The sequence below is a fragment of the Leifsonia sp. Y878 genome, from assembly GCF_057669685.1.
Map to the genome: position 1 here is coordinate 122,347 of NZ_JBYHFS010000004.1, position 12,170 is coordinate 134,516.

The following is a 12,170-nucleotide window of genomic DNA, read 5'->3' on the forward strand; positions in this document are numbered from 1 at the left end:
TTCGTTCCGGCACAGCGCAAACGGCAGCTAGCCCAGGGCAGCGCGGCGCGTGGTGTGCCTGGTCGGCACCGCGGACCAGGGGTCTTCAGGCCATGGATGCTTCGGATAGCGGCCACGCATCTGGGCGCGCACCTGTGAGTACGGTCCTGCCCAGAATGACGCAAGGTCATCGGTCACGGCAAGTGGATGCCCGGCGGGGGAAAGCAAGTGGAACAACACCGGTACTCGTCCTGCGACGAGACGCGGGGTCTCTGCCCACCCGAAGCATTCCTGCAGTTTCACGGCTACAACGGGGCGGGCGGCGGAATCATCGACCGGTGGGTAGCTGAGACGCACCTGCGAGCCGCTGGGCACCTCAAGGCGCTCCGGAACCAGCGCATCGAAGTCGACCGCGGCGGGCCACGGCAGGATGCGCCGGAGCGCAGGGGCCAGGTCGATGCGCGCAGCCGGCGTGCCGGCGGCGAGGTTTGACAGCTCGGGGCCGAGCCAGGAATCGAGGGTGCTGAGCAGGGCGGCGTCTGAGACATCCGGCCACGGGGAACCGAGCTCGCGATGCAATAAGGCGAGGCGACGCCGCAGGGCGTCCGCGGCCTCTGACCAGACGAAAACCCCAAGTCCTTGTTCTGTGACCGCGCGACGGACGGCATCTCGTCCACCATCATCCGCTTGTACGCGTAGCGGGACTGACGCGCGAATGATCGCGCCGATTCGACGTTCACGGCGCGCAACGACACGCCCGTTCACGAACTCCGCCTCGACCCTGTCGGTGCAGAGATGGGACGCCACCTGCTCTGCCTGGTCCTCAGAGATGATGGCGGCAGAGCGGATGATGGCTCCTGTTCCTGCGGCCGCTCGCCCCTGGGCCCTGGTGACGTCCGCGACCGCCAACCATTCGGCGCTCGCAAGCGGACCGGTGATCCCGGCACGGGTGCCGGAGGCGAGAAGAAAGGTTGCGCCGTGCGGTGACTGATCAACGCGACGGGCGATCCACTCTGGGAATGCGAGCGCGATGACAAGTCCGGTCTGATCAGCGCCGCCTCGCGCTGAGGCGGTGCCGGTCGCCCCGGTGAACCGCTCGAGACGCCGGACCTCCTGCTCCCATCGGCGGGCATCCGGGCTGCGTCCATTGCGCAGTGCGGTGAGCGCGGCCTGGGCATCGCCGTCCGCAACACGGAGATCGCCGCTGAGCAGCGCGACGACCTCGGCCGCTGTGCGCCCGCCGACCAGGGCGCTCCCAGCGCGCAGTGCGCGGGCGAGGCGAGGGTCAGCCGGGATGCGGGCGAGCTGTCGACCTTCGTCGGTGGCGCGGCCATCGGCATCGATCGCGCCGAGCCCGTGCAATACGGCGATGGCATTGTTCAGGCTGCCTGCGGGAAGCGGATCCACCAGCCGCAGGCCCACACCATTAGGTGCTCCCCAGCAGGCGAGGAGCAGGGCTGCGTCGGTGAGATCTGCCGCCTGGATCTCAGGGGCAGCGTGCGACGGTGCGGTGGCGAAGGTTCGCTCGTCAACGCATCGAACCACGACGCCGGGCCCCTGCCGGGTGGCGCGCCCCGAGCGCTGGATGGCAGATGCCTTGGGCGTTGGACCGGTGACGAGACCGCTCATGCCGCGCACTGCATCCCGCTGCGGAGCGCGAGACAGGCAGGTATCGACGACCAGGCGCACACCGGGGACGGTCAGAGAGGATTCGGCGAGTGACGTCGTCACGATGATCCGTGCAGGAGCGTCTGCGTTGCGCCCGCTGATTACCGCATCCTGCTCCGCGGCCGGGATCTGGCCGTGCAGCTCGCGCACGTCGAACTCCGCGGCGAGACCACGGATGCGTCCGGCGATCTCGGAGACCTCACGCGCGCCCGGCGCGAAAACGAGAGCATCGGCGTCCGGATTGGTACGCACGAGGTTGCGGTGAGCGGCAACCGCGATGCTCGCGACGTGGTCCAGGAAGGCCCAGGTCACCCCGCGTTCATCCAGCCGAGGTGTGGCAGACGGCGCCCAGCGCACCTCAAGCGGATGTGCAGGCACCGTCTGGGTCACGATCGGGGCTGGCGACGCATCTGTTCCCAGTACTGTCGCGAACCGGCCGGCGTCGAGTGTCGCGGACATCGCGATGAGTACGAGGTCGTCGCGCAGCTCGCGGACCTCACCGAGCAGCCCGATCAGCAGATCCGTCTCCAAAGCACGCTCGTGCACTTCGTCGATGATGACCGCGCCGACCCCCTCGAGACCTGGGTCGTCGAGCAGGCGGCGCAGCAGCACGCCGGCGGTGACGAACTCGATCCGGGTGGACGAGCTCACGTGGCGTTCGCCCCGGACGGTAAATCCAACGCGGGAGCCGATCGGTGATCCGTCCAACTGCGCGAGTCGTCTGGCAGCAGCGCGGGCTGCGACCCGGCGCGGCTGCGTGACGATCACCCTGCCTGGAACCCGATCTGCGACGAGTGGCGGGACAAGCGTGGTCTTGCCCGTGCCCGGCGGCGCGCTGACGACGACGGACGGGCTCCGATCGAGCGCAGCACTCAAGTCATCGATCGCCGACGCAAACGCGAGCCCGCGACCGATCCGGGGCGGGTCGAACGGCGTACTGATCACTCCCCCAGTCTCTCGCGTTCAGACGGTGTGCGTTTTCACTCACCGGGAGCGCGGAGAAATCCTTCGCGTGGATGGTGTTCCGCGGATTGCTGGGGCGAAGCTTATGCCGGCGATCGCAGCAGCGACAACGAAGCCCACCATGGGGTTGGTGGTCTCCATCACGTTACCGATGAGCAACGAGCCAACGGACTGACCGAGAGCCAGTGCGATGAACAGGACGGCGGTCCCTGCTGCACCGTGTCGTGGGAGTGAGTCACTTGCCCAGGCGATAAGGACACCGCTGAGGGCGACATAACTGGCACCGAACACAACAGCGCCAACATATGCGGCAAGGATGTTGGCGGGCCAGGCTCCAATGAGAAAAGTGGCCACGCCCATCAGCGCGGCGGTGGTGATCCACCCCGTGCGCAGACCCCACCTGGTGACGAGATCGCCAGAGAAGGCCCCTCCTATGCCGGCGGCGCCAAGGATCATCCAAAAAATGGTCGCTTCGAAATCGCCCATCTGCCCTTCGGTGGCAACCAGCGACCGGCTGAAGGTCCAGACAGCCGCGCTCGACATTCCCGCGAGCAATGCGGCGGCAGAGGCCAGCCGCAATGGTTTCACATCGGCAAGTCGAAAGGTCGGGGCCTTGAGGGAAAGCGTGTGTGTTGAGGATTGCCGAACGGTGATCAGTACGGCAACGGTGGCGGTTAGGTTGATGGCGGCGATGATCCACCACGCTGTCCGCCATTGATCGGTCAGGATCAGAGCGAGAGGGCCCGCGATGACGACACCGAATCCCGTGCCTGAATTGACCACTGCCTGCGCTCGCATGGAAGCAGAAGCAGCGGAGCTCACTTTTTCCTGAACCAAAGTGACCAGGCCAGGCGAGGCGAAGCCGGCCCCGGCACCGGCGATCACCATGCTGACCGCCAGGACCATCGCGGAACCTGAGAGTGCCACGCCGATGCTGCCGAGGGCTGCGACACTACCCGCAAGCATCACCGTTAGCCGAGGGCGCCCGGTGATGCGGTAGGCCACGGCTGCCGCAACGCAATACGCGAAGAAGCTGCCGCTCGAGATCGCTCCTGTTACGGCGGGGTTCAGAGCGAAAGAACGGCTCAACGCCGGAACGAACAACCCATAGCCGAATCGGGTCAAACCGTAGGTGGCGGCGATGAGGGCGGTAGCACTGATGATGAATCGCATCTGATTGCCCACACAACCCCCTTAGTAGAACCGCTGTTATAGTAGAACCAACGTTATAGTGGTGGATATGGAAACGCAATCCGGAAGACGGTCCGCGAGAGTGCGGCTGCTCGATGCCGCGGACGAGTTGTTCTACGTCAACGGCATCTCCCATACCGGAGTCGATGATCTGTTGGCCACTGCAGATGTCTCTGTCGCCACCCTTTACGCTCAATTCAAGAGCAAAGACGGCCTACTCCAGGCGAGCCTTGAACGGCGGCTCGAGGGTTGGCGGGAGTGCTGGGATGAGGCAATCAGCGCTGCCCAATCAGACGAGGATCGCCTGCTGGCGGTCTTCGATGCGCTCAAGCTCTACCGCGAACGCCAGCACAGCGTGCGCTGGTGCGCATTTCTATCGACTGCTGTTGAAACACCCGACACCGAACATCCGGCGTCGGCCCTCGTAGCGGCGGACACGACTTTGCTGAACCAGCGCCTCCGAGACCTCGCTGCACCACTTGCGGGCGCCCAGGCGGAACAGCTGGCTGCGGCAGTTCTGCTCATCTACAACGGAACCCTCGCGAGCTTTCTTCGGGGCATCCCCGATGACCCTATAGCCAAGGGCAGAGAGATCGCCACCCTCGCAACCCGGGCACTCACCCGATAGCCGCTGGCGCCGGCTGACAGAATGGGCACCATGAGCCGCTTTGTCGACAGGACCAGAACCGCAGTGCTCGTCATCGACCTCCAGGTGGACGTGATGAACGGCTGCTTCGACGGAGCTGGCGTGCTGGCACGTACGGACGCCCTGATTGCGCGAGCGCGGGCATCCGCTGTTCCAGTGATCTTTGTGCAGCACGAAGAACCGGGCATGGAAAGCGGCAGCGATGCCTGGCAGCTCGCTGCTCCGCTGGCGCCGCGGGACGGTGAAGCTCGGGTGTTCAAGGCGTATCGGGATTCGTTTGTCGACACGTCCCTGGCCGCGGTGCTCGCAGAGGCCGGGATCTCACGGCTGGTGATTGCGGGCGCGCAGTCCGACTATTGCGTGCGAACAACGGCGCAGCGCGCGGCCGCTGAGGGCTATGACATCGTGCTCGTCAGCGACTGTCACACCACCACGGACTCGACCTTCAATGGCGTGCCGATCAGCGGTGAACAGATCGTGGCCCACACCGCGCAGTACTTTTCGGGGCTCAGGTACCCCGGTCAGGAATGTGGCCTCGAGACCCACGACAGGGTCACGCTCACCTAGCCTGCACCGGCTGCAGCGACCCTAGATTGCGGAGTGCCACGAGCACATACTGGGCCTATGGCTAAGAGATCAGTCGCAGACCAGCTTGTTGCCCAGCTGCTCGATGCAGGAATCCATCGTATCTACGGGATCGTCGGGGACAGCCTCAATCCCATCGTCGACGCGGTGCGTCGATCTGGTGGTGCTGCGAAGGGCGGTATCGACTGGATCCACGTTCGCAACGAGGAGGCCGCAGCATTTGCGGCGGGCGCGGAGGCGCAGCTCACGGGCAAGCTCGCGGTATGTGCTGGGAGTTGCGGCCCCGGTAACCTGCACCTGATCAACGGGCTGTATGACGCACATCGGTCTGGGGCGCCTGTGCTGGCGATCGCCAGCCACATTCCGAGCAAGCAGATCGGGAGCGGCTACTTTCAGGAAACCCATCCCGATCGACTATTCGTTGAGTGCTCGAACTATTGCGAGTTCATTTCCACGGCTGAGCAGGCACCGCGGGTGATCAATTCCGCGCTGCGTCACGCCACCGGACTGCGCGGCGTTGCGGTCGTGACGCTACCGGGTGACGTCGCCGAATACGATGCCGTTGGCAGCTTTCCCGCGTTCGTCACACCAGGGGCACCCGCACTGGTACCGGCGGCAGCGGATGTCGCGCGCCTGGCTGACGCGATCAACGCGGCCTCGTCCGTAGCCATTTTCGCGGGCGCCGGCGTGGCGGGGGCGCACGACGATGTCATCGCGTTTGCTGATCTGATTGGTGCTCCGATCGGGCATTCCGTGCGTGGAAAGGAATGGATTCAGTACGACAACCCCTTTGACGTGGGGATGACCGGCTTACTCGGTTACGGAGCCGCCCATGCCGGGATTCACAACGCCGACCTGCTGATTCTGCTGGGCACCGACTTTCCGTACGAGCAGTTCCTGCCCGACGAAGCATCAGTGGCCGTTGCGCAGATCGACTCCGATGTTGCGCATCTAGGCCGCCGAACGAGTGTGACGTACCCGATCCTCGGCGATGTCACAGCGACACTTGCTGCCCTCACACCAGAGGTGAGACGGAAGAAGAACCGTTCATTCCTAAATGAGAATATAAAGAAGCACGAACGGTTGATGCATTCCGTTGTTGGAAAGTACACCGATGTCGACACTATGAAGCCCATCCACCCCGAGTACGCCGCGACGGTGCTCGACGATCTGTTGGCCGACGACGCCATCGTCACGGCAGATACCGGCATGTGCAATGTCTGGCAGGCGAGGTACATCACGGTGAACGGTAGGCGACGCTTGATCGGCTCCTATCTGCATGGATCGATGGCTAACGCACTCCCCCAGGCGCTCGGCGCCCAGGTGGCGTACCCGCAGCGCCAGGTGGTGTCACTGTCCGGCGATGGCGGCTTGTCGATGCTGATGGGTGAACTCGTCACCGTCGCTGCGTACAAACTCCCGGTGAAGCTTGTCGTCTTCAACAATTCAACGCTCGGGCTGGTGAAGTTGGAGATGTTCGTTGACGGCATCCCGGCGTATGGCGTTGACGTGCCAGACGTCAACTATGCCGCTGTCGCGCAGGCGCTCGGCTTGTTCGGTCGACGGGTTGAGGATCCCAAAGACCTGAAAGGCGCGCTCACGGATGCGTTCGCCTACGACGGTCCGGCGCTGGTCGATATCGTGACCGACCCGCTGGCGCTCTCACTTCCGCCCACGGTCTCTGCCTCCCAGGTCACGGGCTTCGCCCTCGCCATGACGAAGGTCGTGTTCAACGGGGGCGTCGGAGAGGCTGTGCAGATCGCGCGGTCCAACATCCGTCACTTGCCGGGCATGTGAGCCGAACGCGCTTTTGTTGATCGCACTCAGCGTTGCGGATTGCTCGCTGCGTCGTTGCGCCACACGGCAGGCGCCCGGCAGAGTTGACCCATGGAGCCAACTTCGCACGACGTCCGCACCGTCATCGACGACCTGTTGCAGCGTTTTGCGGCGCTGTCCGACGAGTCGTGGGATGACCTGGCGCACAATCTGACCTGGACCAACCGGGAGACCGCTGCGCACATCTGCGACGATCTGCTCTTCTACGCGCTGCAGCTGTCTGGCAGTCATCCGCCTCAGACTTCCTACGTCGAGTTCGTCGACCCACCGGCCTGGCGTGAGGGTGGACTCTCCACCGTGCTCTACCCAGACCCTGCAATGGGAACTCCCGGCATCGTCAGTTGCCTTGATGCCGCCGGCGGCCTGCTGAGTTCTGTTGTGGCGACGGCTCCGAGCTCTCACCGTGGCTTTCACCCTGCCGGCCTGTCTGATGCGTCGGGGTTTGCCGCGATGGGTATTGCAGAGGTTGTGCTGCATGGCTTCGACATCCTCACCGAGCAGGGCGTCGACTACAAGCCGGACGGCGCCATCGTGTCTCGGGTGCTCGACCGCATCTTCCCGGACGCTGCGCGCACAACGGATGCCTGGAGCGACCTGCTGCGCGCCACGGGACGGCACCCCGAAAGCTCCACCACAGAGTGGCGCTGGAACTCCACGGTTCGCGCGCCCAGTGCCGCGCTCGGCTGACCCGCAGCCCGCTCCCATCTAGCCAGGCCCATCTAGCCAGGCCCATCTCCCCTGTTCCATTGTCTGTGCCGTCTCGAACTGGAGTTACCGTGTCCCTACCCGCCGCATCCGCTGCCCGTGACCGAATCGTTGACCTGAGCCACACCATCCGCGCCGGCCTCATCACCTACCCGGGCCTTCCGGTGCCGGTGATCACCCCGCACCTGACCAGGGAAGAGTCCCGGCAGAAATATGCGCCTGGCACCGAATTTGCGATGGACACCATCACCCTGATCGGCAACACCGGCACCTACCTCGACAGTCCGTACCACCGCTACCCGGATGGCCCAGACCTCGCCGGGCTCCCCCTCAACACGCTCGTTGGCCTGCCAGCAGTGGTCGTGCACCTCGAAGTGGATGTCGCGGCCGGCCACCGCGGAATCGGCCCAGACAGCCTCGCCAGCGTCGGCCGCTCCCTCTCCGGAAGTGCTGTACTCCTGCACACCGGCTGGGATGCAAGCTTCGGAACCCCCGAATATGCCGTCGGGTCGCCGTTCCTCTCTGAGGCAGGTGCGCAATTCCTGGTCGACGCCGGAGTTGCCCTGGTCGGTATTGATTCCCTCAACATCGACGACACCGAGAGCGGCGGTGAACGGCCAGCGCACACGCTGCTGCTGGCCGCCGGCATTCACGTGGTCGAGCACCTGACCAACCTCGGCGCACTGCCGGAGCGCGGCGCCTTCTTCACCGCAGTGCCGCCAAAAATCGAGGGATTCGGCACCTTCCCCGTACGGGCATTCGGCCAGATTCCGCACATGGCATCCTGACACCTCACGAGACGTAGACTGGGTTGGTAAGAAACTCGTAACGAAAGAGGTCGCCGCGTGGCGAACGCCCCCACAGCATCCGCTCCCGGCTCACAGCCATCAGGTTCGCGACAGTCCGGCATGCCCTACTGGCCGGTACCGATTGTGCGTGCCGTCGTGGCGCTCATCCCGGCCGCGATCATCACGTTCAACCCCGATCACTCTGCCCAGTTCGGGCTGCTGGTCTTCGGTGCGTACGCACTGGTGAGCGGCGTCTTGCTGGCCATTCTCGGCTGGAGCAGCCTCAGCGGCGTCACCCGTCGCCTCACCCTGGTGCAGGGCATCGTTGGGCTCGTGGCCGGCGCCGTTGCACTTCTCCTGCACACCGGCGGACTCGCCTTCTTCCTGTACATCGTGACGGTGTGGGCGGCCGTTACCGGCTTCGTCGAGCTCTACAGCGGCATCCGCTCGCGTAGTCGCTCTCCGTTCGCTCGCGACTGGATCGCCGTGGGAGCCCTCACCGCCATCCTCGCGCTGATTTTCCTGCTCATTCCGCCGCATGCGGTCGTCTCTGTGGGACTGCTCGGTGCTTACTTCGTGATTATCGGCGTCTTCTTGATCATCGCCGGACTCTCCCTCAAATGGGCAGCAAAAGATGACGCATCCGCTGCTGCCTCAGCTCAAGATTCGGACATCCAGTGACAAAGAAGAACAAGCCAGCACCAAACCCCAATCAGTTTGAGCCCAGCAAGTCAGACCGGTTGAAGCCGGCCGAACTCGTTGGCCTCTCGGGCGTTTTGGGCCTGTTTGTCGGCCTCGTGCTGTTGCTCGTGACCCGCGACGTGATCTTCACGCTTGTCGGCTTCGGCATCACCTTCATCATCGTGCTGGTCGTCATCGCGATCTTCTCCCTGGGAATGAAGCCCGATGATGCTGAGAAGTCCGACCTCGACGAGCAGAACAAGGGCCACTAGCGCGCCACGCGCCACCTGTCCTGTCTTCTGCTTTACCGCAGCGGTCGTAGAAATTCCCGCAGGTCGATAGCGAGCAAGTCTGGCTCTTCGTGCGGTGCGAAGTGGCCGCCACGTGGCATTGTCGTATACCGTTCCACGTTGTACGTGCGCTCAGCCCAGCTGCGAGGGGGCTGCGTGAGATCGTGAGGGAAGACCGCGACCGCCGTCGGCACGTCGACGCGCCGAACACGCGGCGTCAGGCCGGTTGCGAACTCCCAGTATGGCCGGAACGATGTCGAGATCGAGTTCGTGAACCAGTACAGCGAGGCCTGCGTGAGCAGGAAGTCGTCGCTGAATCGCGCCGAGAGATTTCCATTGGAGTCGCTCCATGCCCGGTACTTCTCGACAATCCACGCGAGAAGGCCAACCGGAGAGTCAGACAGTGCCGGTGCGAGACTGAGCGGGCGGGTCTGTTGCTCGTGCTGATACCCACCCTCCGAGCTCACCCACGCTTGCACCGCAGCCAGATACGCCTGCTCGTCACCGGTAAGTGACGCTGAATCGACGTCGACCGGAGCCGCAACGGCGAGAAGATGAATGCCGACGACCGCCTCAGGGTGTGCCTGTGCGAGTCGCGACGTTATCCCAGCGCCCAGGTCGCCCCCGTGGGCTGCATAGCGCTCGAATCCCAGCTCGTCGAACATCAGCTGGTGCCAAATCTCGTGAGTCTGCTCGGCGTGGGTCGGGCGCTGCGGTGAGAACGGGAACCCGGGTATGGCTGGCACGATGACGGTGAACGAGTCGGCCGCATCGCCGCCATGCGCGGACGGAGTGGCAAGACGTCGGGCCAGTTCGACGAGTTCGAGAGATGTGCTCGGCCATCCGTTCGTCAGCACGATCGGAAGCGCCCCTGGGGTCTCCGCCTCGAATCGCAGATAGCTGACGGCAGTGCCAGAGATCAACGCGCTGTGCCAGGGCTGTTCATTGATCTGGCGCTGCTGAGCCTCCCAATCGAAACCGTCTGCCCAGTACGACGCCAGGCGGCGGAGCTCCACCTGGTCGGTGCCAGCAGTCCAGCCGGTCACCGGCCACTCTGGCGCCCACCGAGTGCGCCGGAGCCGGTCACGCAGCTCGCTTACGTCTTGTCGAGGCACATCGAGTGAGAATCCAGGGGTCATCATGCAATTCTCGCTGCTCACACAGTTGGTGAGTCCCTCGGCGCACTGCCCTCGCGGAAAGCGTCGATCGCGAGGGCGGCGAAGCGTCGCGCTGCGGCCTCCCGATCGACGAGCAGCGTCGATGACAGCCCCCGTCCGGCCAGGAGGACTAGGACAAGGTCGTCAATCGTGAAGTCGTGACGAAGCTGGCCGTCCCGCTGCGCACGTTCGGCGAGCTCTGCGAGCAGTTGGAGCAGCGCGGAGCGATGTTGGGAGAACATCACCGCCTCCGGGTTGGCGGACATGAAAGCGTCCACGAAACCTTGGTTGCGCACATTCAGCACGCTGAGTCCTTCGATTACCGAGCGAAAGCCCCGCCACGGATCAGGGTCGGCACAGCCGGCCTCCACGATTCGACGACAGGATTTTCGTTCGTCTGCGAAGACCTCGTCGATCAGCGCCTGCTTCGTTGGAAATCGGCGGTAGAGGGTGGCGGGTCCCACTTCGGCATGGCGTGCGACCTCACGCATGGGCACGTCCAGGCCGCGCTCCGAGAAGAGTGAGCGCGCGGCTTCGAGAACCCGCTCGCGATTGTCCTTCGCGTCTGAGCGAAGCAGATGAGTCAATCGCTCAGCCATTGATCTCACTTTCGATAAGTGGACGGGGGTGTCCATTACTGTCCTGAGAGTACCGCAGGTTCAGGCAACGAAACGGAGATGATGGTGCGAGCAGTGGCAATTCAGCAATTTGGGAACCCGAGCGGCATGGCGGTGATTGAGGTTCCCGAACCGAGTCCGGCACCCGATCAGGTGATCATTACGACAGAGGCGATCGGGGTCGGTGGTGTTGACGCGGTGATCCGCCGAGGCACTCTCGGTGGCTACGGGTTCAGTGAGGGGCTGATCCCCGGCAGCGAGGTCGCTGGCACGGTTACAGCGGTCGGAGCAGATATCGATCCCTCATGGATCGGACGGCGCGTTTGGGCCTTCACCGGCACCGGCGGCGGTTACGTCGAACAGGCCGTGGCGTGGATCGGCGACATCGTGCCCCTTCCTGATGAGCTGTCGTCAATCGACGCTGTGACGCTGGGGAGTGCGGCGCCGGTCGCCCACTTCGCTCTCGCTCACGCCCACTTCGCACCTGGTGAGTCCGTACTCGTGCGCGGCGCTGCGGGCAGTATCGGTATCGCCGCCGTGGAGCTCGCCGTGCGTGGCGGCGCGAGCAGCGTCGCCGTGACCACTTCGTCTTCCGAGCGCGGTCGACGCCTCGGGGAGTTTGGCGCAACGCATGTGCTCGATCGCGCCGGAGACGGCGACCCCGAAGCTCCGGCCTCCTTCGACATCATCATCGACATTGTGGGCGGCCCAGACGTGCCGGCATTCATCGATCGGCTTGCCCCAAACGGCCGCATGGTCGTCGTGGGTGCGGTCGCCGGACTGCCACCTGCCGATTTCGGTATGCGCCTGATACTCGCGTTCCAGCAGTCGCGCTCGGTCGCCACATTCAGCCTCAACACGGTCCCGGTTGCAATGCGCGACGCAGTCAGAGCTGAGAAGTTTGCCGAGGCCGCTCGCGGCGAACTGCACCCCGTGGTGCACGACGTCCTATCCCTCGAAAGCGCAGCCGAGGCACACCGCCAAATGGATTCCGGTTCAGTTTTCGGGCGGATCGTCCTCGTCCCCACCCCCGCCCGCTAGCAGCGGCCCGTGGTTCAGACACG

Annotated in this window: 12 protein-coding genes; 8 read left to right on the plus strand and 4 right to left on the minus strand. The window is 64.5% G+C overall.

The annotated features are described in order from the left end of the window. Positions 1-27 precede the first annotated feature (27 nt). Together hrpB and AC25Y4_RS13890 are read right to left on the minus strand one after the other, a co-directional pair. Positions 28-2,592 carry an ATP-dependent helicase HrpB gene (gene hrpB, locus AC25Y4_RS13885; RefSeq protein WP_488121013.1) on the minus strand — a complete coding sequence of 855 codons (2,565 nt, stop codon included), beginning with the start codon at positions 2,590-2,592 and terminating at the stop codon, positions 28-30. Between the two features lie 39 nt (positions 2,593-2,631). After that, positions 2,632-3,795 carry an MFS transporter gene (locus tag AC25Y4_RS13890; protein WP_488121014.1) on the minus strand — a complete coding sequence of 388 codons (1,164 nt, stop codon included), beginning with the start codon at positions 3,793-3,795 and terminating at the stop codon, positions 2,632-2,634. Positions 3,796-3,850: 55 nt separating this feature from the next. Here AC25Y4_RS13890 and AC25Y4_RS13895 point away from each other — a divergent pair, with 55 nt between their 5' ends. The 7 genes from AC25Y4_RS13895 (at position 3,851) to AC25Y4_RS13925 (ending at position 9,314) form a co-directional block, all read left to right on the plus strand. Continuing rightward, on the plus strand, positions 3,851-4,429 hold the full coding sequence (locus AC25Y4_RS13895; RefSeq protein WP_488121015.1) for a TetR/AcrR family transcriptional regulator: 579 nt from the start codon (positions 3,851-3,853) through the stop codon (positions 4,427-4,429). 30 nt (positions 4,430-4,459) lie between these two features. After that, complete coding sequence (locus AC25Y4_RS13900) at positions 4,460-5,014, plus strand: cysteine hydrolase family protein (protein WP_488121016.1); 555 nt, start codon at positions 4,460-4,462, stop codon at positions 5,012-5,014. A gap of 57 nt (positions 5,015-5,071) precedes the next feature. Continuing rightward, on the plus strand, positions 5,072-6,829 hold the full coding sequence (locus AC25Y4_RS13905; protein WP_488121017.1) for a pyruvate dehydrogenase: 1,758 nt from the start codon (positions 5,072-5,074) through the stop codon (positions 6,827-6,829). 90 nt (positions 6,830-6,919) lie between these two features. Beyond that, positions 6,920-7,555, plus strand: coding sequence for a hypothetical protein (locus tag AC25Y4_RS13910; RefSeq protein ID WP_488121018.1), 636 nt, complete (start codon positions 6,920-6,922; stop codon positions 7,553-7,555). Positions 7,556-7,644: 89 nt separating this feature from the next. Then, positions 7,645-8,361, plus strand: coding sequence for a cyclase family protein (locus AC25Y4_RS13915; protein ID WP_488121019.1), 717 nt, complete (start codon positions 7,645-7,647; stop codon positions 8,359-8,361). 57 nt (positions 8,362-8,418) lie between these two features. Next, positions 8,419-9,042 (plus strand): HdeD family acid-resistance protein, encoded by a 624-nt coding sequence (locus AC25Y4_RS13920; RefSeq protein WP_488121020.1) that lies wholly within the window; start codon positions 8,419-8,421, stop codon positions 9,040-9,042. After that, the gene (locus tag AC25Y4_RS13925) at positions 9,039-9,314 is read left to right on the plus strand and encodes a hypothetical protein (protein ID WP_488121021.1); all 276 of its coding nucleotides are present in this window, start codon (positions 9,039-9,041) and stop codon (positions 9,312-9,314) included. Before AC25Y4_RS13920 ends, AC25Y4_RS13925 begins: the two co-directional genes overlap by 4 nt. Positions 9,315-9,346: 32 nt before the next feature. On the opposite strand, the gene AC25Y4_RS13930 is transcribed toward AC25Y4_RS13925, so the two are convergent. Then, complete coding sequence (locus tag AC25Y4_RS13930; RefSeq protein WP_488121022.1) at positions 9,347-10,471, minus strand: epoxide hydrolase family protein; 1,125 nt, start codon at positions 10,469-10,471, stop codon at positions 9,347-9,349. Between the two features lie 17 nt (positions 10,472-10,488). Beyond that, the gene (locus AC25Y4_RS13935; protein WP_488121023.1) at positions 10,489-11,088 is read right to left on the minus strand and encodes a TetR/AcrR family transcriptional regulator; all 600 of its coding nucleotides are present in this window, start codon (positions 11,086-11,088) and stop codon (positions 10,489-10,491) included. A 93-nt stretch (positions 11,089-11,181) separates the two neighbouring features. Between AC25Y4_RS13935 and AC25Y4_RS13940 the strand changes: the two genes are divergently transcribed. Then, positions 11,182-12,147: a zinc-binding dehydrogenase gene (locus AC25Y4_RS13940; RefSeq protein ID WP_488121024.1), complete on the plus strand. Its 966-nt coding sequence runs from the start codon at positions 11,182-11,184 to the stop codon at positions 12,145-12,147. Positions 12,148-12,170: the final 23 nt, after the last annotated feature.